Here is a 26,837-nt window from a genome sequence, read left to right as displayed (position 1 = left end):
AAATGGCTGTTTTTTGATGGCTGGTTGAATTGATCAGTACATATCAAACTGCGTGATGTCGACATGCTCACCATTGAGTTCAATAAAACTCTGTGCAGGCACACTATTCCAATGTTGTATGTCTGACTCATAGGGCTCTGAGGCTAACACTACCCCACCGTCAAGAGGCTTAAAAAACAAGGTGGGTGGCACGCCAGTCGACGCATACCGCAGTCCCCAGAACTTTGTTCCATCACTCATGCACAAAGATGCCTTAAAGGGTTCAACAATTCCCTTTGCCCGCAATTCTGCCTCAACACGTGCGATGACTCTCTTCAATGCGCCTTTGGGCGACGCTGCCAACCCATCCTGCAACAGCAAGAGGAAGACCAGTTCACTGTCCGTTGTCCCTCTCCGTTTCAGGTAATATTTCTCTTCCAGTTGCCTCTCAAGATTGAATCTCACCCGCTCGAACGCCGGGATTTGTCCATTGTGCATAAACAGCCACTGATCGACATTAAACGGATGGCAATTCTCCCGTGACGTATTGGTACCGGTAGATGCCCTGACATGGGCCATAAAACGGTGGGATCTCACGTGTCTTGACAGTGAATGAAGATTAGCGTCAGACCAAGCCGGAAGCACTTCACGATAAAGTGCCGGGGTTTCTTTTTCCCCATACCAAGCCACGCCAAAGCCGTCTGCATTTACTGCTGTCACAGCTTTACTGGCTTCCATACTTTGCATCACCAACGAATGGTTGGGCTGATGCAACATTTCATCCAAAAAACAAGGCACTCCCTGATACGCTAACCACCTACACACGGTAATCTCCTTTTAGAGGCTGTTGGCCTTTGGTGATGATTTTTAGTATGACCCAAAACAGGGAAATTGCCTTTTAATATCACACGGTTATTGTTTTTTATCAGCCGGGATGTCCATCCACCCTGGCTTTGAACAGCATTGGGCCAAAGATCAACGCAAATGCACCGAAAGACATCCCCCAGCCAATCGCTGCAATGATAACCATAGTGCTCAGGTATTCTGGCCACAATGCAACACCAGCAACACGTGCAATGGTTGATACTGCCAGCAAGATAAACGCAAAGGCGAAGCGCGGCCCGTGGTAGATTGCCCTGCCAGTGTGTCCCATCGTCACGCGGGCAATCATCGACAGAATAACGCCCGCCATTGCGCCAATGGCAAACAGGTGGATTAAGGTGTGCGATACCCAGGGATTGGTGAGTGTAAAGGCCTTGAAAAGCAGCCCCAGAGGCAGCGCAAGGTAGAACAGATGAAGTGACCACACCAAAGGCTCAGATAATGACTTCACACCCTGCCAGCGCCACAAACGGGCCAACTGTGCAACACCGGCAACCAACAGCAGCGCCAGCTGAATGTTGGTATTAACCAACGGGAAGAAACACAGTACAGCAAGCAGAACCAAAGGCAGGTTCGCCAGAATATCCAGCCACAAAATAGGTTTTGCCTGCACCAGTTGATAGCGTTTCGCGGTGAAGAACGGAATCACCCGGCCACCCATAATGGAAATCAACAACATGTACCACCAGATCATAGCTTCCCAAAGCGCGCTTGAGGAAAAAGGTGGCATGCCTTTCACCGTGGCATAGCTGGCAAAGTTAGCCATCATTGCCACCAGTAACATTGGGATGAAAAACAGGTTACGCCAACGTTTGGCGATCACCACCCGTAAACCGACTTCCCAACCCACCACCAACAAGAATGCCCCGTCAATCAATGCGATGACAAACAAAGGCGTATCTGTCCAGAACAGTATCCTTGGCAATAACCATAATAAGACAATGACACCGAGCCGCCACCCCGAGGTCCCTTTCACACCCGTCCAGGTTTGAACTGCTGTCAGTAAAAAACCCGCGACCACCGCTAGCGCAAAGCCAAATAACATTTCATGCACGTGCCACCAAAGTGGCGGAACATTGAGTGACGTCGTGGCACCGGCAGAAAATATCCATACCCATACCGAAACGGCAAACACGGCATACACAGATGCCATCAGAAAGAAGGGACGGAACCCCAAACGCAACACAGGCGGAATGCGCTCTTCTTTTGCTTTATCGACAATGTTGATCATGATGCGGGTAATCTCACAGCATTAACATGCATAAATTATACATGTTAATAGGTAACAAAAAAGTGTTGCTATATCTAATTGAAATTCAAAGATAACAAGAACAATCCGGCGAGTGTCTGCTTTTTTGGGGCCGGGATCAGTTGCCTGATTTTGGATCAAGGGAGCCGGAAAAATATTAATTTCCTGAGAATCATCCTCGTTTGCAGAATAATTTGCTCAGAAAGAACCAATAAAGATTTCAGGGAAATAATCGTTTCCTAGTAACTGTGCCTAACAACGTCCTATATCCATCTAGCCTATTTTGTTTGGTTTCGGCATTAAACATGTGATTTAGACCGAGGTTTCATTTTGAGCTGTGTCTACAGATTATAAAATTCCACGCATAAAGGTTATGGTCTTAAATATCAATAAGTAAGGAAACTAAGGCTAGGAAAATCGATGAAACAGAGTGCAAAATTAATGTTGGTTGGCGCCATGGCGGTCACTTCAGCGGCACAGGCGGCTGTATTGGAAACCAGTCTTTTTTACAGTCAGGAACTGGAAACTGATACCACTTATGCCACGCTAAGCCAGCAGGTCGTGGGCTGGTATTACAATATCGACCACGCAAACGATGTGTTTGCAAACAGTGGGGTGAACCTACAGTTGAAACCGACAGCCATTCACGATGTTAACTTTCTGACAGCTGATAACACACAAAGCGATGCACGTGTAGAAATGCTGACACAAATTAACGGTGGCCTCCCGTTGGAGACCGGGCATATTGCTATGGCATTAGGTCGTGCTACCGGCTCGATTGGCAGTGCATCGGGTATGTTTGATTCCAGTTACTTCACCGGTGATCGTGTGCGGTTTGTGGGTTTGTCGTATGAGCTTTCACTGAATTCAGCCGCACCATATTGGGCGCAAGTATTGGCACATGAAGTTGGTCATACGCTCGGGGCTGCACACTCGTCTGAGAATACGCGAATTGAGACATATGCCTATCCAGCCGATCTGATTCACCCTTGCGACAGCGGCTTACCTTCGTTAATGTACCCAAATCCTGTCAATACTGGAGATTCGCTGGTATCGATCTCCGGGTCAGCTGATTGCACAGCCGATGGAACGGCAGATAATGTTACAATGCTCAATACCTATGCACCAATGGCGCAAGCGCAGCATACCCCACAAAACAACCAAACGCTCACGTTGGCTGTTGAGGAAGACATTAACGGCCAGCAATTTACCTTCAAGGTCACTCGTTCCAATACAGCGCTCTCCGGAACAGCCACAGTCTACGTTGCTGGGGAAGGTGGAGGTGCTTCGCCTTTGACGGTAAACTTTGCGGCGGGTGAATCCGTGTCAGATGAAGTGACGTTACCTTTTACGCAGGTGCATGGTTTGTTTGACGAACAACAGGCGTTCTCAGTATATGCAGTGGCTGTGTCCGACTCCGAAATGGGCGCACAGTTAATAGATTTATCGGCCGTAAATACCCAGTGGACACAGGATAGCGTTGAGAACGACGAGAATGATGGCGAAGAGCATGTGGCTCCCGATAATAGTTCAGATGATTCGGGAGGTGGCAGCATTGGCTGGGTTTCATTACTTCTGCTTGTGCTGATGTGGCGGAGAAGATAGATTCTTACCCCATATCGACTCATATCAGTAGTCAACGCAGTCTTTCAGGGTGACAAATTCAGTTTCACCCGTTAAGGCTATCTCAGGGTTTCTGCCTTCCTTCCTCAGCTCCAGCATCCTTTTATGGATTTGCCTTGCGTTCTTGAGAGTGGTTGTCGGATACTTGCCTATACGAAATCGTTTATTGGCGCCATTAAAGCGACAACGATACTGAAACGTGATGTTGGCTTTGGGTGAGATTTTAGCAATCAGCCCTTCGCCATCATTCAACTCCGAAGGGCCATCGTAACTGTTTGAATTTGCGATAGCCCTTAATTGTTTGTCTGTTATGCTCATTTCAACATCCCTGAGAAAAAAAGACGCAGCACTCACGAAAAATGGACGCAGTTTTGGACGCAAGTGCAAATGTAAAACGTAGAAAAACGAATTACTTGAATCCAAAAATTAGCATAATAGAGACATTTAATCGACTGAATTTAAAGGGTTAAACCGTGAGCCCTTGGACAAAACAGAACTCTTATGAATAACTCTGAACAACCAACATTCTTCTTCTTTGATTATGAGACATTTGGTACCAGCCCTGCCCTTGACCGGCCTTGCCAGTTTGCAGGCGTCAGGACAGACAAAGACTTCAATATCATTGGCGAACCGCTGGTCATTTACTGTCAGCCGCCCAACGACTACCTGCCGCAGCCTGAAGCCTGTCTGATCACGGGCATTACGCCGCAAACCGCAGTTAAACGCGGCCTGCCTGAGCCAGAATTTATCGCGAAAATCCACGAGCAACTTTCAATGCCGGGCACCTGCGCGGTTGGGTACAACAACATCCGTTTTGATGATGAAGTCACCCGGTACACCTTGTATCGCAACTTCTTTGACCCTTACGGATGGATCTGGCAAAACGGCAATTCGCGCTGGGATTTGCTCGATGTGATGCGTGCAGCTTATGCACTGCGGCCGGATGGCATTGAATGGCCTGTGAATGATGAAGGCAACATCAGTTTTAAACTGGAGCACCTTTCTGTGGCCAATGGCATCGAACACAGCAACGCGCACGATGCGATGGCTGATGTTCATGCGACCATTGAAATGGCGAAAAAACTGAAGGCAGCACAGCCGCGCCTGTTTGATTATCTTTATACCCACCGCAATAAAAACAAGCTGACAGCACTGATTGATGTGGTTTCAATGAAACCGTTGGTTCATGTGTCCGGTATGTTTGGTGTTGAACGTGGGAACACCAGCTGGATTGTTCCTGTCGCCTGGCACCCAGACAACAAAAACGCAGTGATCGCGATTGATCTGGGGCGCGATCCCTCTCCCCTGTTTGATTTAGATGCAGATGCACTGCGTGAACGCCTCTACACCAAACACGCTGATCTGGCGCCTGATGAACTGCCGGTACCGGTTAAGCTCATTCACATTAATAAATGTCCGGTTCTGGCTGATGCCAAGACTTTGCGCCCGGAAGATGCTGCGCGGCTTGGCATTGACCGGCAGCAATGTCTGGAAAACCTTAAAAAACTTCAGGCACATCCGGAAATACGCGAAAAACTGGTCACTCTTTATGCTGAAAAACCTGAATATGCCTCCTCCGGCAATGTAGATGCAGCGCTTTATGATGGCTTCTTTTCACCGGCAGATCGCTCAACCATGGATATCATCCGCCAGACCAAGCCTGAAAACCTGGCGGCGCTGGATATTCAGGTTTCTGATCCGCGAATCAAACCCCTACTGTTCCGCTACCGTGCCCGCAATTTCCCTTGGACACTGACGGACAGCGAGCAGAAACAATGGCATATGCACCGCCGCGACTATTTTGAAGCGGAGCTTCCCGCGTACATGGCAAATCTTGAAGCACTGGCTGAAGCGAACCAAAACGACGAGAAAAAATTCGCCATACTGAAATCGGTTTATCATTACATCGAATCGCTGGTGTCTTAAGCTTGATAAGCCCTACGCCCGCTTACAGAGTGGTATTCGGCAAAAAACAAGCGTAATTTCAACCCAGTTCGAGTTGAACTTTTGTGATTTGAGTCCACACTTTTCTTATAAAGTTCGCAGTGTGGATGATGAAATGGTCACAAAAGTCAACAGTCGCTGTTACCGGTTTTCAGAGGTGGATTTTGAGCCAGAAAGCCGCTCGTTGTATTGGCGGGACAGCAGTGTGACAACCCTGACTTATGAAGAGTGCCGTTTACTGGAAATGCTTTGTTATCATGCAGGTGAAGTGCTTTCGGCCCGGGTGTTATACACTGCAACCTCCCTGCCCGACTCTTCTTTTTCACAACACCAGAACAGTATTTGCTCACTGCTGGCGAAAGCATACCGGCAGGGTGAAAAAGTGCTGCCGCTCGACGTTGTTGGTGATCACGGGTACCGCATAGCGCTACCTCAAAAAACGTATCAACGCCAGCAAGAATTGCCACCGGATCCCTCTACACCTGACGAACTGGATATCAACATCGGCGATATTGTGGCTGACAGCAAGTCTAATTCAAAAACACACCTCGCCTTTATTGGTGCATTGGCAGCACTGATTACCATTGCAGGCAGCGCTATTTATTTCCTTTAATGCCTCAAATGTAAACACATAAGCCATGTGCCCGATGCTTACCTGTTATTCCCAAGGGTAAGCGTCATGAACTTTCAACGTGCCTGATCATATTAACATGTGATCTTCTTCAAGTTTTGCAAGGCATCGTCACCTAACTCGTAGTAAAATAATACGCCTATCGGCTTTCTAAACATTGCGGGTATTCCAAGTGAACTACTTCACCGGTTTTGTATTGATTGCATGTTATTACGCAATCGGCAGCTTTCTGACCTCGCTGCTTCACCTCCCATTTCCGAGTAGTATCCTGAGTATGCTGTTACTTTTCGTTAGTCTCACTACAGGCATCGTTCCGGGAAGGTGGGTCAAAGAGGCCTGCACAATGCTTATCATGATCATGCCACTGTTTTTTATTCCTGCCAGCATGGGATTGATGGAGCACTTCCAGCTTGTCATCTCTGATTCCCTGCCTTTGCTTGGTGCAACCATCGTTAGTTCAATCCTGGTTCTGGTGGTGATGGCAAAACTGTTGGATAAACCTAGGGAGGGCCAATAAGTCATGTGGATGCTAGCCACCCTCATTGTCTATTTCCTGGTCAGACAGATTGCCCTAAGGTTCCGCCACCCGATATTCAACCCACTATTGATGAGCTTGATGGTGTTAATGCCCTGGGTCATTTACAGCGGCGACAGTTATCAAACCTATTTCGAACAAAACAAAGCGATCCACTTCATGTTGGGCCCGGCAGTCATTGCACTGGCGTATCCCCTGTATGAGCAACTCCATGTCATCAGAAGGCACTGGAAAATCATCCTTGTCGCCTGTACGTGTTCAAGTTTGGCTTCGATGATGGCAGGCGTGTTTTTCGCACTTTGGACCGGGGGAAGCATGCAAATTGCTGCTTCTGTACTGCCAAAATCTATCTCCACACCTTTTGCATTGAGCACAGCCGCGAACATTGGCGGCATACCCGCGGTAACTGCCGCACTGGTTGTGGTGGCAGGCTTGTTTGGTGCATTGATTGGATACCCCCTTCTTAATCTTCTAAACGTGAAATCAACACTGGCACGAGGGCTGTCGATTGGTGCAGTATCCCATGCAATTGGCACCGCAAAGGCCGCAGAATCCAATTATCAGGAAGGAGCGATGAGCTCGCTGGCGCTGGTGATATGCGGCATTATTACCACGATTCTGGCGCCTTTCGTTTTCACGCTTATTGAACTGGTTATTGGTCACACCACAATATGACTGACTTCAAATGAAATCGAAATCATGTGAGTTCACCCTAATTTATGTAATGGATATTCAAGTTACACCAATGAAGTGACTAAAATCACATTAAAATATCTTGCGTTCACATTAGAATACTCTCCCATAGAACGAACATTGGAGCGATCATGCGAGCTAGCATTCAGGAAGCCATTCAAGCTTTACCCTCTCCACTGAAAGAAGCGGTGACAAAGATTGTCTCTGCACCAACATTTGATGCCACTATCAGCGCGCAAGACTTTGCCGCCCTGTTGGAAGAAACCGGCCTGTCAGACAAAGAGGCACGTGTTGCCCTGCTTCCTATCGCAGCTGCGTATTCTGTTGCCCCTATTTCAAGGTTTTACGTCGGCGCGATTGCACGCGGTGAGTCTGGCCGTCTTTATCTGGGGGCGAACATGGAATTTGAAGGTGTTCAGTTGAATGCTTCCGTTCATGCAGAGCAATCCGCCATTAGCCATGCCTGGTCGAAAGGTGAAAAAGGCCTGACCGACATCACCATCAACTACAGCCCATGTGGTCATTGCCGCCAGTTTATGAATGAGCTGAAAGGCGCAGACAAACTGGAGATCCAACTGCCGGAGCGCGATGCTAAACGGCTCCATGCCTATCTGCCTGAAGCGTTTGGCCCGACAGATTTGGGGATCGACCAGCCACTGCTCACCCAAGTAAACCATGGGCTGGTTACCGAAGAAGCCGATGAACTGGTTAAAGCCGCCGTTGAAGCAACCAACCGCAGTCATGCGCCTTATACACACAACCTCAGTGGTGCTGCAATCCGTGATAACAAGGGTAATATCTACAGCGGGATGTACGCAGAAAATGCCGCATTCAACCCAAGTCTGCCTCCGCTTCAGGTGGCGCTGAACATCATGAATCTGGCTGATGTACCCTTGGCTGAGGTTAAGGATGCGGTATTGGTCGAAACCGCCAACGCGAGCATCAGTCACTTGCAAGACACACAGGCCATGCTGGAAGCGATAAATCCCGATATTCCGCTGAGTTACCTGGCGCTTTAGCCCCTGACAGTGGTGAAATAGCAAGAAAGCGCTGGATATTCCCAGCGTTTTTGCGTTTTCTCCTTCCCATGTGCGATTTTTTCGCTAGTATCTGAACACTTTTTCTCTTTCCTAAATGCTCATGAGCCAAAATCACAACCCTCTTTTAGGCGCAAGTTGGATGCTAACCGCTGGCTTGTGCTTTGCCATGGTTAACAGCCTTGCCCAGTACGTCAGTTTCAAGATGCAACTGCCTTCAACGACAGTCGCCTTTATCCAGTACTTTATTGCGTTGATTGCCATGTTTCCCTGGCTAAAAACCATGGGGATTCGCCAGGCGCTCAAAACAGAGCATTTTGGTATGCACTGCCTGCGGGTCTTTTTCTCTGTGATTGGTATTCAGCTTTGGCTTTGGGCCCTGGCTTATCCTGTACCTATCTGGCAGGGCATTGCGTTGTTAATGACCTCTCCCCTTTTTGCAACCATTGGCTCTGGTCTTTTTCTGGGTGAACGCGTTGGCGCTGCGCGCTGGTTTGCAACACTAAGCGGTTTTGTTGGGGCCATGATCATCCTTGAACCCTGGGCCGACGATTTCAACTGGGCGACCCTGTTGCCCGTCGGCGCCGCTTTTTTCTGGGCGACCTATTCATTGATGGTGAAAAAGCTTTCCCACCATGATTCTCCTACCACCATGGTGGTTTATCTGTTGTTGCTCATTACCCCTTTCAACTTGCTTCTGGCTGCGCCGGAATGGACCATGCCAAGTGGTCAAGTCGTTTGGTTAATGCTGTTGGGCGCCGGTTTGCTGACCGCACTGGCACAATGGGCGATTGCCAAAGCGTATGCGGTTGCCGATGCCTCGTTTGTTCAACCTTTTGACCATGCGAAACTGCCACTGAACGTGTTGTTTGGCTTTCTGGTGTTCGGCTGGGTGCCACCAGGTCGTCTGTGGCTTGGTGCGGCTATCATTATTGCCGCGGTTTTCTTTATTACCCATTGGGAAACCCGCAGACCGTCGAACCGATAAGTCAAACGGCAAACATTCTTTTTAAACCGTCCTGACAGGACGGTTGTTTATTACAGCCACATTGGCCCAAAAGTAAGCATTCTGGCCGCATTAACACAATGAACAAACGATTGCGCAAACGATTGCTTTCGGTAAAATTGTGAACCGTCATTAGAATAAATGGAAGAGAGTCATGATTGGTACTGCAACCCGCCCTGGCGCAACCCGCGTTCTGTTATTGGGCTCTGGTGAACTCGGCAAAGAAGTTGCGATTGAATGTCAACGCTTAGGCATTGAAGTGATCGCGTGTGACCGCTATCCCGATGCGCCCGCAATGCAAGTGGCGCACCGTAGTCATGTCGTGGATATGCTGGATGGCGACGCACTGGCTAACATTATTGCCCAGGAACAACCAGATTATGTCGTACCCGAAATCGAAGCCATCGCAACTGATCGATTGGTTGCTTTAGAGAAAACCGGTGTCAACGTGGTGCCGACTGCCCGTGCCACCCAGTTAACGATGAACCGTGAAGGTATTCGCCGTTTAGCCGCGGAAGAGCTTGGTCTCCCAACCTCTCCGTATGCGTTCGCAGATACCCAGGAAGACTTTGAAAGAGCCATTGAAAACGTCGGCTTCCCCTGTGTTGTCAAGCCGGTAATGAGCTCCTCCGGTAAAGGCCAGAGCGTAGTAAGATCCCTCGCAGACATTCAAAGCGCATGGGAATATGCACAAGAAGGTGGCCGCGCAGGACGGGGAAAAGTCATCGTTGAAGGATTTGTCGATTTCGATTACGAAATCACCCTGCTGACGGTCAGCGCCATTGACGGCATTCATTTCTGCGCCCCCATCGGTCACCGTCAGGAAGACGGAGATTACCGTGAATCCTGGCAGCCCCAGGCAATGAGCGAAAAAGCACGTAAAGCTGCCGAGGATATTGCCAGAAAAGTCGTCACTGCATTGGGGGGTTATGGCCTGTTCGGGGTCGAACTGTTTGTTAAAGGCGACGAGGTGATGTTCAGCGAAGTCTCTCCACGTCCGCATGACACTGGCATGGTCACGCTGATTTCACAGGATTTGTCTGAGTTTGCTTTGCATGTCCGCGCATTTCTGGGGTTGCCCATCAACGCTATCCGTCAATTCGGCCCGTCCGCTTCCGCCGTGATTCTCGCCGAGGGGACATCAACGAATGTCAGCTACCAGGGATTGTCTGAAGCGTTACGCCATACTGATAGCCAAATTCGCCTGTTTGGCAAACCGGACATCAATGGCCGCCGCCGAATGGGTGTGGCGCTGGCACGCGATAACAGCATTGATTCAGCCATCAATAAAGCAACCGCTGTTGCGGGCGCAATTCAGGTTGATTTTTAAAGTCAGTTCGCCGGAAAGACAAACGCCACCGCTTTTTGGTGGCGTTTTAATATTCTTATTCTGACGCGATCAGCCAAACTTCTTCTGCACAGGAACGCATGCCTTTTGCGCTTGAAGGCCTGTGGCAATCTTCATTCCGATCCAGGCGTGTGATCTTACAGCCATCGAATAGCTGGCGAATCTCCTCTTCAGGCACAGAAAAAGGAGGGCCGTCCATTTGTTCCTGCGGATAATCCATCGTCACCAGTAAAATACGACCACCGGGAGCAAGTAAAGACAGCAGGCGTTCAGCATACTGTTGGCGCATTGACGCGGGCATGGCAATCAATGCCGCGCGGTCATAAATCAACGGATAAGAGCCCAAGGGCGCAGAAAAATAATCGCCGCTGTAAATAGACACTTCATCAAACTGGTACAGTTTCATCACTGGACCGAGGGTTGTCACCGTTGGTGTATACAAATGCTCTGAGAAGAAAGCGCGTACCGCAATTTCGCTCAGCTCCACCCCCACCACTTCATCATGTTTGGACGCCAACCAGCTTAAATCTATCGACTTCCCGCACATGGGAACAAACACGGTTTCATCCCGTTTGGGGCGCAGTTGCTGCCAGTACTTAACCAATAATGGATTGGTATCAGTAAGGTGAAAGCCAATACGGTTCTCTGCCCATCGGCTGTGCCAGAATTCGTGATCCATCTTCTCTTCTCTATCAATAGGGTCTGTTGACCTTAAGCCAAGGTGGCATCTTAGCAACCGATTCGCCAAGGAAAAACCTCTTTTGCTTCTCCCCTCAACCAATCATTTCCGTGATCAACTTCGCGATGTTTTTCACTTTTCTATTGTTTTTTGATGAATTCATAATTACTGTATTCATATACAGTATTGGATGTTCATACAGGAAATAATGATGAAACCGTCTTTTGCGTTCAACCAATCCGCCAGTCACCCCAACACGAATTGCTCGGTTGTCAGGACACACTATGCCCATTTAGCTACTCGAACACGGTGTTACGGGCAAGCACACAAAAGTACCGTGGATCATTTACAGGTTTCCTATGATTTAATTTCGGTGAATATCTACCAGAACAACCTGAGTGAGCTGGCGTATCTGTTGAGATTGCTCAAGCGTTTGTCAGAAAGCCACAAATGGATCACCTTGATCGCACCGCCAGCAAATTTTTCATTGTCTCTTTTTACCCAAGCGGGTATTGACCAATCTCAGATCCGAATTGCGCGCCCAACCGCTTCCCATAATGCGGCGGCATTGATGGCAAAAGCCCTGAAGTCCGACACATCGGCTGCTGTCATTGGTTTTGGTCATTTCAACCAGTTCGCCAATATCATTGCCAACCAACCGGAACCACATACCCCAAGTTTTGTGATTTCTGGTATTCCTGAACAACTGCATTAATGATGGACGGTGTAAGCAACAGCAACTCTTTGGGGATGGCGTTTAGGCTTAAATTCCAATTGCACAGATTCAAAAGCTAACCTGGAGGAAGTCTTGATCTCCCCGAAATTGGGTAATGCTCGCTCTGGTTTTATGTCGGATTTTCTCCAGTTCATCAACATCCAGTGCATAAGGAAGAAAAACATGCAGCACCACAATATGCTGTTTTCTGGCTTTTTCCACCAGTGTGATGATATTTGACACGTCACTGTAGATTGAAGACAACGAGCGTGTTACTGAAGGCATGAATGCTTCGTTTGGAAAAAAACCAGCCCGAAAGCTGGTTGGTAAAATGTTTGGTGGGCGAACTGTTACAGTGCTTTGTACAACACCTTGTTGCCTGCCTGAACACGCTCAACAATCCCTTCTTCGCTCAATTTCTTCAGTGCACCGGTTGCCCATGAAGCGGCTTTCGCTTCTTCTTGGCCGGCTGCCAGGCCAATGGCTTTAGGGTTGATGCCGTCAGCATTCTGGCGAACGATGTCCAGGACTTGTTGCTGCTTTGGCGTTAGTGAAACGCTCACAGCTTTTGGTGCGGCTTCCGTTTTTTTCTGCTCAACTGCCGGTTTAGCTGTGTTAGTGGCTTTCACCGGGACGTCTTTTTTCTCAACAACGACGGCAGATTTGCCTGCTTTGATGTGTTTTTGAAGCTTAAGCTGAACTTTGCGTTTATGAGAGATTTTCATTAAATCGTCCTACTCCGACGTAATGCATGGCAATATACCGACAGCAATCAAAAGCGGATTGCTGAAAAAAGCCTGTTTAGGAATGCGTTGACTTCCGAAACTGGCCTGTACTCTTTAATCCGGTATACAGCCGGGTTAAAAACAAAGCGCGTTTTATATCAAAATTCCATGCTGTTTTGTAGCACTAAGCGGAATCGGCAATACAAAGTTGAGCCAACTATCAGAAACTCTGTACTATTTTGTTTGCATTTCGACCAAGGAATTTAGGGTAGCTCGGCGTGATCGATCTAAGCTTTACGAATGTACTACAGGAAATATAGCACACAGTGAGTAAACGATTGCTGATCTATCCTCCGCACCAACAAGTGGGTAAATTTTTCCGCATTGCTGTCTTGTTACTGGCAATGGTGGTCGTCACACTTATTCTTATGAATCCGCAGGTAAAACCCGTGCCTGCGCTTATCGGCCTGTTCTTGCTTGGCTCACTCGGTATGTATATCGGTTACATCATCGACCAGCAACGGCTCTCTTTCTCTCTCTCTGCCATGCATATCCAGCACCATACCCCAAAGGGAGGATGGAGCGTAAAGTGGCGTAACATCAACCAGATAGGTATTCCGTCCGTTTCCCAAGAAGGCTGGCATCACTCCTTGCCTTGGTTCGGTATAAAGCTGGAAGATTATGAGCCATTCCTAGAGGGGATCAGTTACCGCCTGGCAGGACACATCATTATGGAGCAACGTGGGTTGCTTCTCAGTGCCTATCGCAGAGCTGAAGAACCAGTGAGCAATAAGCTTGAAGATATGATGTTTGATGACACTCCGTATGTGTCGTCCCGTGGCAAGGTATACAAAGGATTGATTGCCATGTTGGCTAACCGGATGAAATACACGCGGGAATTATTGGGATACGATATTTTTGTCAGTGCAGACTTGCTGGACAGGCCGCTGGAAGATTTTGTTGGCCTGACACGTCAGTATCTGGCATCTGCGGGCAGCGAGCCCGCAGCGGGCTAATCATCTGTTTATTGCCCGATTCTGTTACCAGATAGGCATATTGTCAGCAACATACGGGTTCTGCTGGCGCTCAATACCAAATGTCGACGTCGGCCCGTGCCCCGGCACAAAAGTAATATCATTCCCCAAGGGGAAAAGCTTATCCTTGATGGAACTGATGAGTGTCGCGTGATCGCCTTTCGGAAAATCAGTACGACCGATACTGCCATTGAACAGCACATCCCCAACCCATGCGATACGGTCTTCTTCACTGAACAATACAATATGCCCTGGCGTGTGGCCCGGTGTATGAATCACTGTCAATGTGCTCTCACCGATTGTCACTTCGTCTCCGTCTTCCAACCACTGGTCGGGATCGAACGCTTCAGTGCGGGCAAAACCGAACATCTCGCTTTGGGCTGGCAACGCCTGAAGCCAAAATGCATCCTGCTTTTCCGGGCCAATCACAGGCACGTTATACGCTAAGCGCACCTCTTCAGTACCGCCAACATGATCCAGATGGCCATGGGTCAACAGCACTTTCGTCACTTTCACGCCAAGATCATTTACTTTGGCTACCAGCTTGGACACATCGCCCCCAGGATCGACCAGTGCAGCTTCGTGGGTTTTATCACACCAAATGATAGAACAGTTTTGTTGAAACCCTGTCACGGGGACGATTTCGTACTTCAGAGCCATAAGAAAATCCGTATAAATGCAAAAATCTACGGAAGCATATCACGCTCACGTTTTCATTTTAACGGGCGTCGTTTTCTTCTACAGCAAGAGACAGCGGAGGAGACGTCGGCAGGAGGTCCTGTTCAAAGAAAGCCTTGTAATTACGTAGACGCTTTTCTCGGTTCAATGCTTGCTACCAACTCCGTACAGGCCCGGTATCCACATGGATAAAGCCACTTTTCGGGTAGTAACCTACCCCACCGGCCTGAAGCTCAACGGCAGCTTTACGCAATTTTGACAAAGGTACGTCTTCAATAAAGAAATCGATGGCTTGCCCTGTCATGTGATAACTCTTCTTCGCCTGACCACCACCACGTTTACGCAGCATTTCATTCGTAACCGGAGAACGGTAGCCTGACACCATTGTGATGGGATTTCTGGCATCCACGAAGTCGTAAATTGCGGCAAGCTGATCATATAGCCGTGGATCCATGTCAGTAGACGCGTTGCGCCGGTGATCCCGGCACAGATGGTTCAATGATCCCAACTCAGATTCAAGGTAAGTTTGACCATTAAAATAACAAACATCGACATGTTCACGCGTATTAACGCTGAACATGTCCAAATTACGAGGTTTCCCTGCAGTCAGCGGCAGAGCAAATGCCGGCTGCGGTAAAGCCGCCGTGACTAAACACGCAACACTGCCTAACAAAAGGCGGCGGCGTTGTGTATCCAAATCATCCATTACAACTCACTGTTTCCCAAAAACCAATAAATTCAAATAAAAGAATGCTAATTGCGCAAAAGTATGCGCTTTTTTCTGGTGTATTTCTTCAGACGGCCGAATCTAGCGAGAATGAAAACGTTTATCAAACCCATATGCGTGTCAAATATGAGAAGTATGTTGTCCAAATCGACATTTAACCATGATTTTTAGTTGGTTTTTAAGATTGTCAGAGCTTTGTAAAAATGTGTTATTGAGGCGTGGATCACGCTGACCCGTCTTGGATTGGGAATGCAAGCAATGTTGCCGAACCCCAGGGCTAATGGTTTTGGGCGGTCAGAGAGAGGTTAATCTTTCGCTTTGGGCGCGCATCATAGCGGTACACATCTTCCCTAAACTGCACTTTCCCCTCTTCTACCCATGCGGTCTGGTAGATAGTATGAACACTGATTTTCTGGCGCAATGATACCCATTTTGTTTCCGGAATACGTTGGTAGTATTCATAATCCCCGAGGCGTTTACCTGATTTGTTCAGCAGTATTTCAGCCAGGATTTCTGCTTTCTGCACGCGAATACAACCGGAGCTGTAAGCCCGGCGGGATTTGTTAAACAGTTCTTTTGCCGGCGTATCATGGAGATAAATCGCATTGCCATTAGGCGTATTGAATTTGTAGCGCCCCAACGCATTAAAGCTGCCGGGTGATTGCTGCAAGCGGTATGGGAAGCTATTGGGGCTGACGGTTTCCCAATCAATCTCTTCGGCGGAAATCACTGAACCATTGACCCAACTGCTCAGCACGGTATAAGAATGTTTGTTCAGGTATTCGTTGTCTTGTTGCACTTTAGGCAAAATATCTTCGCGCATGATCTTTACCGGTACATTCCAGCTTGGGTTAAAAACAACCGAATCAAGGCGTGATTCAAACAGGGGGGTACGCCTGCTTGGTCTTCCGACAACCACTTTACTGTCAAGAATCAATTTACGATCAAGCCAAAACTCCATTTCGTAGTTTGGAATGTTGACCAATATGATCTTTTCACGCTCCGTCGGCCAAAGGCGCAGGCGCTCCATATTAAGGGCAAGTATTTGAATGCGGGATGATGGGGACATGTTCATCCACCGGCGGGTGTTATTACCAATCACACCGTCTTTTTTCAGGCCATGGTTTTCCTGAAAGCGTTTCACTGCCTCCACCAGCGTGGCGTTGTAATGGTTGACCTGATCTCTTTTCAGACGCTGTGCATCATACGCACTGAGCGCTCCTTGACGTTCCAGATTGGTGATCAGGCTGCCAGGATCTTCCAGCCTATCTCCCAGCCGAACCAGGCCACCCTGTGTAAATTCCGCCCAATGCGCTGATTTGTTGTCCTGAAGCGCCACGATCGCACTAGCCATCTTGCGATATTGTGAGGTATCCGGACGGAGATCATACACAAAATCATAAAGTTGGTTTCTGCCAGCATAAACAATCAGCTTGTTGGATTGTGTGAGTGTCGGGCTTGGCAAGGGTTGGGTGATATCTGTACCGAAATACCAGCTTTTGCCGAATTCAGGTATCGACGCTATATAACTGATCAGTGCAAGTAGGCTATCGGTGGCAAACACGTCATAGGCACGCCAATCACCGTTTGTGCGCAATTCGCGAAGGAGTATCGCCCTCCATTCGAAATCTTGGCTGATCCCTGCCAGGGAGATAATATTGATCTGGGTTTCGAGCTCGTCTTTCGCGCGGTAATCATGCCAGATTGGGGTAAACGAAAAGTATTCGTAGATTCTGGCAACATCGTCAGTATATGCGACAACACCGGGCTCAGGCTCAACTTGCTGGACCCACATTATCGCTGGCTCTGAGGTGCTTTTTGGCGACGCTGTCATTTCCAAAGCAATGACTGACATTGGAGCAGCAATGTATATAAACAATGTCAAAAAAAGCGTATGGGAGAAAAACATGCGCAACCTCCGAGATAGAGATCTTAGTATGGCAAATAACGCAGTTTTCGCTGGCGGTTTTTTTTATGAATATGAGAAAACAAAGAGTTAGAAATACTTCATCCTAAAGCATGACCCAATGATTATCCCAATTAACATTAGATGATTGATATAAAAGACTTTTTCTTTCCTTTTTAATGACCAAGCGACCACTTCCTGAACTCAAGGCGAAATGTTCACCTGCCCCTGCTGCACCAGCAGCATCAACCAATGCTCCCATCTCAACCAATGCCCCTGACGCCAGATCCCAAACGCCAAAACAATTTCCCCTCGGCGACGTTGCAATGATCTGCGAATCAGTACATGCAACACTACCGATGTATTGTTTAAACCGCATCCATTCTTCCACACTGGCCTTCAAAGGGGTAATTTCACGTCCTTTTCGTTTTATTGCCAACAATGGAGAAATGTTGTCGGTTTCACCTTTATATTGCTGGGCAAAAACAATGTCTCCTGCGTGGCTTATCGCCAGATGACGGATACTAAGCTTGGGATCAGATAAATAGTACCGCTCCTTCACATGTCCTGATTTAATGTCCAGCAACACCAGTGAAGGTTGCATGGTATCGAGATTGACCGGTTTCCTGCCTTTGGTGAGAATGCCGCCGACCGCCACTGCCAGTGTCTTGTCATCCAATACTCTAAGCTCATGGGGGCCCACACCAAAGCCCGTTATTTCACCCTGCCTCACCAACCTACCTGAAGACTCGCTTAAATACATACCGATGACTCCCTCACTGGAAGCTTGTTCCCCCTCCACCACAAAGAGATGATTTCGGAGCGTATCTCCATGCCCATAAAAGAATTTCCCCTCCGGAGGAGGCATTGCATGCAATATTTGACCGGATTGAATATCGAAAACAAGCAAAAAGCTACCGGGCCTGCGCGAGAAAACATACCCACGTGCTTTGTCATGGCTAATGGCTAAGCCATGTCCACGATCGGGTAAGGGCATTTGGTAGCACACATCCCCGGCAGCATTGATTGCGGTTACAGCATAATCTCCAGCAATCGTTTTCGAGCAACCGATATAAACGGGGAGGCCACTGTTATGTTGACGGCATTTCAGCCATCCAAACACACCAGCAGAAAAAATGCCCAGCGAGGAAAATAACAAACGCCGCCTCGTTACGCTCACCGTCACGGGTTAATCTCCATCGGTTGCATTAAAGCCGACAACTACGCCAAGACTTGGCCCAACTTCATCACTCAACGCGACCTGGAGGTAATGAAGGTGATTGGCTGTTACCATCAACGTCTGGTACTCCGCTTTTTCTTCGAGCAAAGGGGCTATTGCCTTCGAATCTGGCACGCTTTCAATCGCCTGCAATAGATGCTTTGTAACGCGATCAGAAAGTAACTGGTGGCCTTTTTGAGCCAGTAGCGGTTGCAATGTTTTCTGGTTACGTTGCAGCAAAGCAACCAATCCCGTTTTTAAAAGGCTAAGGGACTGCCCAGAACGCCATGCCTGTGCTTGGTAAGGCTTGGGAAAGCCAGGTTTCCCCATGGGCAATGACAAGGTTTTCGCAATCGCATCCAATTGTGTTGCCATGCCTGCCAATATTGCAGCCTCATGCTGCTTACTATCAACGCCCTGCCAAGGATTGTTTTTCCACGCTCTATGCATCTCTTGCGCTGACTGGTACACACGTGCAGCGACGGCTTGGGCCAAAGGGCAGCGTGAGGGCATAGCCCCAACACTTGCCTGGTCAAAAAGAAGCCACTCCATCGCCCCAAGCCCTTGAACAGCTACGCTTTTCCCAGACAGGGTTTCCGTACTGACAGACTCCTTACTTTTGATCAGCTGGTTCAGTTGGCGTCCTGTGGTATTTTTCTTGTCTGGATAAAACTGAAGACTCCAGCTCACTGACATTGCCTGTTCATTACCCGCATTACCGCCGACAAAAGGTTGCCAGTCATGCATGGCTTGTATCCAGTCATCTTGAGCATTTTTTAGGCTGTTTTGGTTAATGTCTTTGCATAACGCCACAACACTTTTCTGTAATGCCAATGTAGATGTCAAAAACACAGAAGAAGCTTGTCGCTGGATTAACCACAGTGGATCGCTATTCCTCCTATCATTAGCCTCACTATGACACCCCGTAAACAGTGACATTGTCATAGCAAAACCCCAACGCCACAAAATTGACGTGCTACATGTATTCAATGACATAGGCTTTCCATTTAAAGTGAGTCGAGGAAAGCAACCAGTGCTTCTCGTTTTTCCTGGTCAAAGCCGAGCACATGCTGCTTGCTCAGCTCCGCCTCACCACCATGCCAGAGCACGGCTTCAAGGGCGCTTCTGGCTCGTCCATCATGCAAGAACTGGGTGTGTCCATTGACTTCTTCGGTATAACCAAGCCCCCAAAGCGGCGGGGTTCGCCACTCCTTACCACTGGCAATAAACTCTCCGCTGTTGTCTGCTAATCCCTCCCCCATATCATGAAGTAACAGATCCGTGAAAGGATGAATAACCTGGTTGCTCAGCGCTGGCCGCGCCGGATTGTTCCCGGTTTTAAGGATGGGTTGATGACAGCTGCCACAACCTGCTTCCGCAAAAAGTTGCTCACCTTGCTGGACCTCGGGATCGTCAAGGTTGCGCCGCTTTGGCACCGCAATATGTTGGGTATAAAACTCGACAAAGTTCAGAATTTTTTCGCTCACTTCCGGGTGCCCACCATTTGGCACTCTTTCGCAAACATCTTGCGCTGACGTGCAGTCTTCGCTCATGAATAAATGGCTGGTCAGCCCCAGATCACCGTTAAATGCGGCAGCATTTTGCTGCATCAGGCTCGGTTGGCCAGCTTTCCAGCCAAAACGCCCTAACACGGTTTTGTTAGCTGCCACATCCCATACTTGATTTAACCGCCCAGAGATCCCCTTCCCTTCTGACGCTTGCTCAGCAGCAATGGCTTTCAATGTTTCTTCCGGAATATTCTCCAATAGGCCTAACCCAATCATAGGCGGTGCAACCCGTACTGACGTCTGGACCTGAGGATGCAATTCACCGTAACCGAGATGAGTAATGGTCAATATGGGCTTTCTGAGTTCAACAGTATACCCATCCACAAAAGTTTCCATGTGCGTTTCAAAGGTAAAGCTCACCTGCCCTTCAGCCTTTTCTCCGGGTAATGCAAAATCCTGCAATTGGCCACCATAAGTGGGTTCTGGAATTTTTCCACCAACTGTCAGCGATTTTTTCTGTTCGTCAGTTAAAGCAGGAATACTCAATCTCACCAGCATTGATACGGCATTGGCGTCTCCGGGTTCAGGCAAGTGACCCCGCCCATCTTTAATATGACAATTCTGGCAGCCATTGGTGTTAAAAAGTGGCCCAAGGCCATCACGGGCATCGGTTGACGCCGGGGCGCTGACCCATGGGTTGCGGAAAAAGCTGTTACCGACGCTAAAGTTGATGCGCTCAGTCATGGGAAGGTTTGTCGCTGGCTGAGAAAAAGCGTTTGGCCCCTGCTTGGTGGTTGTTGTGTCACCACCGGATTTGATATCTGCCGCTGATACCTGAACAGCAACCATGAGCATCAATGACGGAAAAAGATGGGATAACTTCATCGCAATATCCATAATGCGTAGATGTTGTTGAAATGACAAAAGCCTCCAAAATCGGAGGCGACACTTCGGCGCGGTTAAACCAAGATCAGAACTCGTGGTCAGCAGTATCTGGATTCAGGTTGCTGATACCAATCTCACCGGCCAGCAGTTCAATGCTTTGGGTTTGAGCAACCAGCGCAGAAATAGCGTTGTTAACCAGCTTGTGTCCCACCGCATTGTCAGAAGCAATCAACTGGTCAAAATAAACATTGTCTTTTTCCGCAGACTCCACCAGCGCATATACCGCTGAGCGTGCGCTGTCGAAGTTGGCTTTAATGTCTGTCGCGGCCTTATCATTCTTCGCTCTCACCATGTCCAACAAAGAAGGACCAGAGAGTTCAGAGCCATCAATGCGTTGGTAGGAACCAGTCAGAACGTTGTATATGCCCAACTCATTGTAGAAATGCGAATTGTGGGTATTGTCAGAGAAACAATCATGTTCATCTTCTGTTGAGTTGGCTTCCAGCGCCACTTTCATCCGTTCGCCCGCCAGCTCTCCCAGTGACAGAGAGCCCATACCAAATAGCATCTTACGAAGACCATGCCTGGCATCGTTTGCGATCAGTTCGGCGCGATAGTTATCTTTTTTATCCGCAGCCCACTGGCTTTCCATCCAGGCCAAATCTTCAACCAGTAACTCTGACGCGGCTTTCAGGTAATCACGGCGGCGCTCGCAATTTCCGTTGGTACAGGCTTCACCATAGGAAAAATCCGTGTATGCGCGGTTTCCCGCTCCCGCATTCGTCCCATTCAGATCTTGCCCCCAAAGCAAAAACTCAATGGCATGGTAGCCACTGGCCACATTGGCCTCAGAGCCACCAATTTCATTAAGCGAAGCAATCAGCTCAGGCGTAATAGTAGACACATCCAAGGTTTCACTGCCTACGGTTAACGACATATTGGCAACAATATTGGCAACGGCGCCAGGGTTACCCAACTCGTACTGGTAACCCTCCGCGACATAATCTATCAAGCCTTCATCAAGTGGCCAGGCATTCAGTTGCCCTTCCCAGTCATCAACAATAGCGTTGCCAAACCGGAATACTTCTGATTGTTGGTAAGGCACACGCGCTGCCAACCAAGCTTTTTTCGCCGACGCCAGAGAGGCATTTGATGGGCTTTTAATCAGTTCGTCGATGGCGGCATCTAGTTGCTTGGCGGAAGTGTGCGCATCGACAAATACCGCGTGGGCCAAATCAGCATAATGTGAGACGACATCATTGGGTGTGGGTGTTGCAGCATTAACGGTAGAAGACAAAATCCATATCGAGCAGGCAATGCCCAGTGATAAACGGGTCATAATCATTCCTTGAATATGTAGGGTTGTAACATTTCATTGCAAGAGATAACAATTATTACACTCAGAATAACGCAAACACAAATGATATTGAGAACTTTTACTGTTTAATTAATAGAAAATCAATAACTCTTGTTTTTACTGTGAGTTAGATGATATTGAAATGTCTCTGGGGTTGATAACGGTCTACTGGCAAGGAGAATCAATGACATCGGTGACGGCTTTACATCAAATATCTTGAGACGGGTTATCCATAACGTGTAAGGTTGTCCTAAAGTGAGAAGCAATGACGGGTATGCGATGAACCTTTTTTGATATCCAATGAATTCTTATTGGTTTCTTTTAGATATATACCCAATTTGCGTCACCCTATTCCTGTTTAAAAGGGCTTTAAATGTTGCGCTTTTATACAGATAATTCCGGCGACATTTTATATCCTGCAGTACAAAGGAGAGGCTTCTATGGAGAAGCACGAAGAGGTGCTGGTTGCACTCAGACAAATCATTCGCGCCATCGACCTGCACTCTAGAAAACTGAATAAAGAAGCAGGCTTGACTGGCCCCCAACTGGTCTTGATGAGGGCCATTCAGGAGCTGGGTGAAGTTACCATCCGTAAGCTTTCCAATCACACCAACATGAGCCAGGCCACAGCGACAACCATTCTTGACAGATTAGCAAGTCGTAATCTCATTGTGCGGATCAGAAGCAATCTGGACAAACGAAAAGTTCATGCGCACCTGACGCCCGAAGGCTTAGCGGCCCTTGAACAAGCCCCCAAACCTTTGCAAGAGAGCTTTATTTCCCGCTTTCAGGCATTGGAAGAATGGGAACAGTCATTATTGATTTCGTCTGTGCAGCGGATCTCTTCGATGATGAACGCCGACAGTATCGATGCGGCCCCACTGCTCGAGGTCACTTCCCTGACCTCTGCCGAAAAAAGACGCGAAGAACAGAATCATTAAAACAAGAAGAGCCCAGCCGGGCTCTTCTTGTTTGGTACCTACACCTTATCAAACGGCTAAGGCACACCGTGACCTTTGCTTGCCACCCATATGCGATACCACTGTTCGCGACTGAGCGATAATGACATCGCTTTTGCTGCTGACTCCACACGCTCAATTTTACCAGAACCGACAATGGGCAGCGGTTTGCTAGGATGGCGTAACACAAAAGCACCAATCTAACACTAAACCCTGCCACGTTTCATGAAGGAAACAGGCCATTGGAAACGGGTTAACCCATATCTTTCGTAAGCCTGTTCAGTATATATTCGAGGGATTAAAAGGAATGCTGGGAAGCACTATGACCATCAGAAAAGCGCAACATGCTGACTTACCTGCGATCAATGAGATCTACAACCATTACGTTACACAAACCTGTATTACTTTCGACTACGACCCTTGGACACTCGAGCGTCGTCAACGCTGGCTGGACAAACTCCAACGCAGCAATGGGTATTATCATGTACTGGTTAAAGAAAGTGAGAGCGGTGAAATTGTAGGTTTTGCCTATAACAGTGAGTTCCGTGAAAAACAGGCGTTTAACGTCAGCAGTGAAATTACCATTTATCTCCATCCTGAGCGCAGGGCCAAAGGGCTGGGCTCTGAATTGATGGCAGCGCTTTTGGAAGAGATCGCATCATCACCAATCTGTCGCGCCTATTCCTTGATCACCTTACCCAACACAGCCTCGATGAAACTGCACGAGAAATTTGGCTTCAAACAAGTGGGTCTCTTAACAGATGTTGGATACAAATTTGGACAGTTCCACTCTGTCGCCATGTTGGAAAAAATAACGTCATGACAAAAAATCAGGTACAACACCGTTAATCTACATGCTAAACATCAGGTGGCTTTTCGAATGAAGATCGCCTGACATTTAATACAGAATCAAACCTCACCGAAAGACTGATAATACAGACAATCCCTTTTGATTCACGTATCGGCTTACATAAAGACGTTCATCTATCCCAATGACTTTTAAAGGTTAATTTAAATTTCTTTTAAATTCATTGTGTTAATAGTTAACCCAATAATATTACCGTCAAAGTCCCCCCTTTTAACGTCAATTGTTTCCTACACTTACAAGGATACTTATTTGCGGGATTTATCGTAGGGCAATGTCGACATGAATATTTCATCAAAAATAAAAATGGCGTTTGTTGCTATCAGCGCAACAGCGGTAATAGCCACAGCGGGGCTACTCGCTACCACGGCCATTGATGCATCAACAACGGCCATGGAAAAACAGATAGAAAATCAATTACTTTCGGTGCGGGAAGTGAAAAAGTCTGAAGTGGAAAACTACTTCACCAATATCAGTAAACAGCTAATAAACTTGGCAAACTCGACCATGACAGAAGACGCCATGGTGCAATTTTCACAAAGCTTCAACAGCGTCGCGACAGAAACGTTTCCCAAATCCAATCAGGCCGCGATATTGAAAGACTATTACCAGAATGCATTCGCCGCTGTCTATCAGGAAACCAACAACGAACCAACAAATGCACTAACCCACCTCAACGATATTGACCTAAACGGATTATTGCTTCAACAGGCGTATATCGGCCTGAACAAAAACCCTCTCGGTAGCAAACACCTACTGGATAAAGCTAACGATGGCACGATATACAGTGAAGTACATGAGGTGTTCCATAATAACTACCGTACCTTCCTGGAATCCTTTGGGTATTACGATATTTTCCTGATCGACAATGCCGGTAATGTGGTTTATTCCGTGTTTAAAGAACTCGACTACGCAACCAACCTGCAAACTGGTCCTTATAAAAACAGTGGGCTCGCAGAGGCATTTATCAGTGCGAAGGATTTGAATAAAGGTGATTTCGCCTTCGTCGACTTTAAACCTTACTATCCGTCATACGACAGCCCAGCATCGTTCATTGGCACCCCAGTGATCAAGGGGGGTAGACATGTGGGTGTGTTAGCGTTCCAAATGCCCATCGACACTATTAATAGCATCATGACATCTAATGGCAAGTGGCGTGAGAACGGCATGGGTGAATCTGGCGAACTGTTTTTAGTGGGTTCTGATGGTTTAATGCGGTCTCAAGCGCGGATGCTGGTGGACAACAAGGATGAATACCTAAAACACCTCGGAGAAACGGGGGTTTCACCCAACGTCATCGAACGCATATCAACCACAAATTCATCAACAGGCCAGCAACCAGTAAACTCTAAACACGCTGACCAGGCACTCGATGGTAAGAAAGGATTTGTTACCTCTGAAAACCATCTTGGAAGTACTGTATTTGCGGCTTACACACCCATTAAAATTCTTGACACACAATGGGGGCTGATCGCAGAAATCAGCAAGCAAGAAGCACTGGCGAATGTTCATGCCTTGCAATCTACCTTACATCAGGCTGCTGGCATCACGGGCATTGTCATCATTGCTATCGCGATGATATGTGCCTGGTTGATGGCTTCCAGCATCAGCAGACCCATTGTGGCACTAACGCATCATATTACAACTATCGCCACCCACCACGATCTGACTGTGCGGCTAAATACAAAAGGAAAGGACGAAATCGCACAGCTGTCATCGTCAATGAATGCTATGCTTGATGACTTTATGCGCTTGATTAAAGGTGCTGACAGCACAGTTAAATCTCTGGGCATTGCTTCTTCCGATATTCAGGAAAATATCAGCTCTATGCGCTATGAAGTCGACCAGCAAGCGGCCAACTCAAGCCAGGTAGCAGCAGCGGCAACCGAGATGAGTGCGTCTATCTCTGAAGTCGCTCACTTTGCCAACACCGCCTCAGTGTCTTCCGAAGATGTCATGCAGTCAGTGAAGCAAAGTGCTGACGTAGGAAAACAACTGGTGCATGAAATATCGTCCCTTTCAGAGAAAATGAATGAAGCCACACAATCGATGGAGCAACTTTCTTCTGAGAGCCATTCCATCGGCTCGGTATTGGATGTGATCCAAGACATCGCAGAACAAACTAACCTACTGGCGCTCAATGCAGCGATAGAAGCGGCACGGGCAGGTGAACAAGGCCGGGGGTTTGCTGTTGTCGCCGATGAGGTGCGCTCTTTAGCGATCCGCACACAAACCTCAACCGAAGAGATCCGGGCGAAAGTAGAATCACTTCAGGCTGAAACCAAGAAAGTAGTCAATGGTATCCATGGTGCCAACCAATTCGTGGCGAGCAGTGTAGACAATTGTAACCGTAACAATGACATGCTTGAGCAAATCACGAACATGATGGCGGACATCAATGATATGAACACCCAGATTGCCACTGCTGCTACTGAGCAGTCATCCGTAACAGAAGAGATCACAGAGAATGTCACCAACATTGCCCGTTCATCAGAAAACGTCTCTGAACGCACCGTCAGCACAGACGATACCGCGCTTAGCATCAATGAACAGGCGAAGAAACTGACCGAACAAATTGGTATATTCAAAATTGCCTGATGAAGACACCTGAAACGCAAAAAGGCCAGCATCTGCTGGCCTCAACTTTGGGTGT

The 26,837-nt window shown here is 47.9% G+C and carries 25 protein-coding genes and 2 pseudogenes; 13 read left to right on the top strand and 14 right to left on the bottom strand.

Annotated elements, in window-relative coordinates; genetic code table 11:
* Nucleotides 1–33: 33 nt before the first annotated feature.
* Both VHA_RS13435 and VHA_RS13430 read right to left on the bottom strand, forming a co-directional pair.
* A complete protein-coding gene (locus VHA_RS13435) occupies nucleotides 34–804 on the bottom strand; it encodes a class II glutamine amidotransferase (RefSeq protein WP_005505183.1) in 771 nt (256 codons plus the stop codon).
* Between the two features lie 100 nt (nucleotides 805–904).
* A complete protein-coding gene (locus VHA_RS13430; RefSeq protein WP_005505181.1) occupies nucleotides 905–2,092 on the bottom strand; it encodes an NnrS family protein in 1,188 nt (395 codons plus the stop codon).
* 438 nt (nucleotides 2,093–2,530) lie between these two features.
* On the opposite strand from VHA_RS13430, the gene VHA_RS13425 reads away from it, so the two are divergent.
* On the top strand, nucleotides 2,531–3,715 hold the full coding sequence (locus tag VHA_RS13425) for a zinc-dependent metalloprotease family protein (protein WP_005505180.1): 1,185 nt from the start codon (nucleotides 2,531–2,533) through the stop codon (nucleotides 3,713–3,715).
* 27 nt (nucleotides 3,716–3,742) lie between these two features.
* Here VHA_RS13425 and VHA_RS13420 read toward each other — a convergent pair.
* Nucleotides 3,743–4,051, bottom strand: a pseudogene (locus VHA_RS13420) (Arm DNA-binding domain-containing protein); the annotation flags it as partial.
* 183 nt (nucleotides 4,052–4,234) lie between these two features.
* On the opposite strand from VHA_RS13420, the gene sbcB reads away from it, so the two are divergent.
* From sbcB to purT, 7 genes are all read left to right on the top strand, one after another.
* The gene (sbcB, locus tag VHA_RS13415; RefSeq protein ID WP_005505178.1) at nucleotides 4,235–5,659 is read left to right on the top strand and encodes an exodeoxyribonuclease I; all 1,425 of its coding nucleotides are present in this window, start codon (nucleotides 4,235–4,237) and stop codon (nucleotides 5,657–5,659) included.
* A 121-nt stretch (nucleotides 5,660–5,780) separates the two neighbouring features.
* Complete coding sequence (locus VHA_RS13410; RefSeq protein WP_040528998.1) at nucleotides 5,781–6,290, top strand: winged helix-turn-helix domain-containing protein; 510 nt, start codon at nucleotides 5,781–5,783, stop codon at nucleotides 6,288–6,290.
* 190 nt (nucleotides 6,291–6,480) lie between these two features.
* Nucleotides 6,481–6,825, top strand: a complete 345-nt coding sequence (locus tag VHA_RS13405) for a CidA/LrgA family protein (protein WP_040528996.1) — start codon at nucleotides 6,481–6,483, stop codon at nucleotides 6,823–6,825.
* 3 nt (nucleotides 6,826–6,828) lie between these two features.
* On the top strand, nucleotides 6,829–7,518 hold the full coding sequence (locus VHA_RS13400; RefSeq protein WP_005505175.1) for an LrgB family protein: 690 nt from the start codon (nucleotides 6,829–6,831) through the stop codon (nucleotides 7,516–7,518).
* Nucleotides 7,519–7,667: 149 nt separating this feature from the next.
* The gene (cdd, locus tag VHA_RS13395) at nucleotides 7,668–8,555 is read left to right on the top strand and encodes a cytidine deaminase (protein ID WP_005505174.1); all 888 of its coding nucleotides are present in this window, start codon (nucleotides 7,668–7,670) and stop codon (nucleotides 8,553–8,555) included.
* 121 nt (nucleotides 8,556–8,676) lie between these two features.
* Nucleotides 8,677–9,561 (top strand): DMT family transporter, encoded by an 885-nt coding sequence (locus VHA_RS13390; protein ID WP_104439929.1) that lies wholly within the window; start codon nucleotides 8,677–8,679, stop codon nucleotides 9,559–9,561.
* A gap of 172 nt (nucleotides 9,562–9,733) precedes the next feature.
* The gene (purT, locus tag VHA_RS13385) at nucleotides 9,734–10,909 is read left to right on the top strand and encodes a formate-dependent phosphoribosylglycinamide formyltransferase (protein ID WP_005505171.1); all 1,176 of its coding nucleotides are present in this window, start codon (nucleotides 9,734–9,736) and stop codon (nucleotides 10,907–10,909) included.
* A 55-nt stretch (nucleotides 10,910–10,964) separates the two neighbouring features.
* Here purT and VHA_RS13380 read toward each other — a convergent pair whose 3' ends face one another.
* On the bottom strand, nucleotides 10,965–11,606 hold the full coding sequence (locus tag VHA_RS13380; protein ID WP_005505170.1) for a thiopurine S-methyltransferase: 642 nt from the start codon (nucleotides 11,604–11,606) through the stop codon (nucleotides 10,965–10,967).
* Between the two features lie 337 nt (nucleotides 11,607–11,943).
* Here VHA_RS13380 and VHA_RS13375 point away from each other — a divergent pair, with 337 nt between their 5' ends.
* Nucleotides 11,944–12,321: a hypothetical protein gene (locus tag VHA_RS13375; protein WP_226926522.1), complete on the top strand. Its 378-nt coding sequence runs from the start codon at nucleotides 11,944–11,946 to the stop codon at nucleotides 12,319–12,321.
* A 69-nt stretch (nucleotides 12,322–12,390) separates the two neighbouring features.
* Here the strand turns inward: VHA_RS13375 and VHA_RS13370 are convergent, their stop codons facing one another.
* Together VHA_RS13370 and VHA_RS13365 are read right to left on the bottom strand one after the other, a co-directional pair.
* Nucleotides 12,391–12,606: a hypothetical protein gene (locus tag VHA_RS13370; protein ID WP_005505168.1), complete on the bottom strand. Its 216-nt coding sequence runs from the start codon at nucleotides 12,604–12,606 to the stop codon at nucleotides 12,391–12,393.
* A gap of 65 nt (nucleotides 12,607–12,671) precedes the next feature.
* Nucleotides 12,672–13,046: a hypothetical protein gene (locus VHA_RS13365; protein ID WP_005505167.1), complete on the bottom strand. Its 375-nt coding sequence runs from the start codon at nucleotides 13,044–13,046 to the stop codon at nucleotides 12,672–12,674.
* 326 nt (nucleotides 13,047–13,372) lie between these two features.
* On the opposite strand from VHA_RS13365, the gene VHA_RS13360 reads away from it, so the two are divergent.
* Nucleotides 13,373–14,062 carry a DUF2982 domain-containing protein gene (locus VHA_RS13360; protein WP_040528994.1) on the top strand — a complete coding sequence of 230 codons (690 nt, stop codon included), beginning with the start codon at nucleotides 13,373–13,375 and terminating at the stop codon, nucleotides 14,060–14,062.
* Between the two features lie 24 nt (nucleotides 14,063–14,086).
* Here the strand turns inward: VHA_RS13360 and VHA_RS13355 are convergent, their stop codons facing one another.
* The 7 genes from VHA_RS13355 to VHA_RS13325 all read right to left on the bottom strand — a co-directional run bounded on the left by VHA_RS13355 (nucleotide 14,087) and on the right by VHA_RS13325 (nucleotide 22,342).
* Complete coding sequence (locus VHA_RS13355) at nucleotides 14,087–14,740, bottom strand: MBL fold metallo-hydrolase (protein ID WP_005505165.1); 654 nt, start codon at nucleotides 14,738–14,740, stop codon at nucleotides 14,087–14,089.
* A 172-nt stretch (nucleotides 14,741–14,912) separates the two neighbouring features.
* A complete protein-coding gene (mepK, locus tag VHA_RS13350; RefSeq protein ID WP_005505163.1) occupies nucleotides 14,913–15,464 on the bottom strand; it encodes a peptidoglycan L,D-endopeptidase MepK in 552 nt (183 codons plus the stop codon).
* A gap of 298 nt (nucleotides 15,465–15,762) precedes the next feature.
* Nucleotides 15,763–17,394: a L,D-transpeptidase family protein gene (locus VHA_RS13345; protein ID WP_040528992.1), complete on the bottom strand. Its 1,632-nt coding sequence runs from the start codon at nucleotides 17,392–17,394 to the stop codon at nucleotides 15,763–15,765.
* Nucleotides 17,395–17,497: 103 nt separating this feature from the next.
* Nucleotides 17,498–18,577 carry a DUF1513 domain-containing protein gene (locus VHA_RS13340; protein WP_005505159.1) on the bottom strand — a complete coding sequence of 360 codons (1,080 nt, stop codon included), beginning with the start codon at nucleotides 18,575–18,577 and terminating at the stop codon, nucleotides 17,498–17,500.
* Nucleotides 18,578–18,580: 3 nt separating this feature from the next.
* Nucleotides 18,581–19,549 carry an imelysin family protein gene (locus VHA_RS13335; protein WP_226926553.1) on the bottom strand — a complete coding sequence of 323 codons (969 nt, stop codon included), beginning with the start codon at nucleotides 19,547–19,549 and terminating at the stop codon, nucleotides 18,581–18,583.
* 68 nt (nucleotides 19,550–19,617) lie between these two features.
* A complete protein-coding gene (locus VHA_RS13330) occupies nucleotides 19,618–21,003 on the bottom strand; it encodes a di-heme oxidoreductase family protein (protein WP_040529225.1) in 1,386 nt (461 codons plus the stop codon).
* Between the two features lie 85 nt (nucleotides 21,004–21,088).
* Nucleotides 21,089–22,342 (bottom strand): imelysin family protein, encoded by a 1,254-nt coding sequence (locus VHA_RS13325; RefSeq protein WP_005505148.1) that lies wholly within the window; start codon nucleotides 22,340–22,342, stop codon nucleotides 21,089–21,091.
* A gap of 458 nt (nucleotides 22,343–22,800) precedes the next feature.
* Between VHA_RS13325 and VHA_RS13320 the strand changes: the two genes are divergently transcribed.
* Nucleotides 22,801–23,301: a MarR family winged helix-turn-helix transcriptional regulator gene (locus VHA_RS13320; protein ID WP_005505147.1), complete on the top strand. Its 501-nt coding sequence runs from the start codon at nucleotides 22,801–22,803 to the stop codon at nucleotides 23,299–23,301.
* Between the two features lie 56 nt (nucleotides 23,302–23,357).
* Here the strand turns inward: VHA_RS13320 and VHA_RS18725 are convergent.
* Nucleotides 23,358–23,519 (bottom strand): annotated as a pseudogene (locus VHA_RS18725) (aldo/keto reductase); the annotation flags it as partial.
* Between the two features lie 122 nt (nucleotides 23,520–23,641).
* Here VHA_RS18725 and VHA_RS13315 point away from each other — a divergent pair.
* Both VHA_RS13315 and VHA_RS13310 read left to right on the top strand, forming a co-directional pair.
* The gene (locus tag VHA_RS13315) at nucleotides 23,642–24,142 is read left to right on the top strand and encodes a GNAT family N-acetyltransferase (protein WP_040528990.1); all 501 of its coding nucleotides are present in this window, start codon (nucleotides 23,642–23,644) and stop codon (nucleotides 24,140–24,142) included.
* Between the two features lie 324 nt (nucleotides 24,143–24,466).
* A complete protein-coding gene (locus tag VHA_RS13310) occupies nucleotides 24,467–26,782 on the top strand; it encodes a methyl-accepting chemotaxis protein (protein WP_005505144.1) in 2,316 nt (771 codons plus the stop codon).
* Nucleotides 26,783–26,837 lie beyond the last annotated feature (55 nt).

Source organism: Grimontia hollisae CIP 101886 (genome assembly GCF_000176515.1).
Taxonomy (GTDB): Bacteria; Pseudomonadota; Gammaproteobacteria; order Enterobacterales; family Vibrionaceae; genus Enterovibrio; species Enterovibrio hollisae.
The sequence above is the reverse complement of the archived record's forward strand: the minus strand, read 5'-3'. Positions and strand labels throughout refer to the sequence as shown.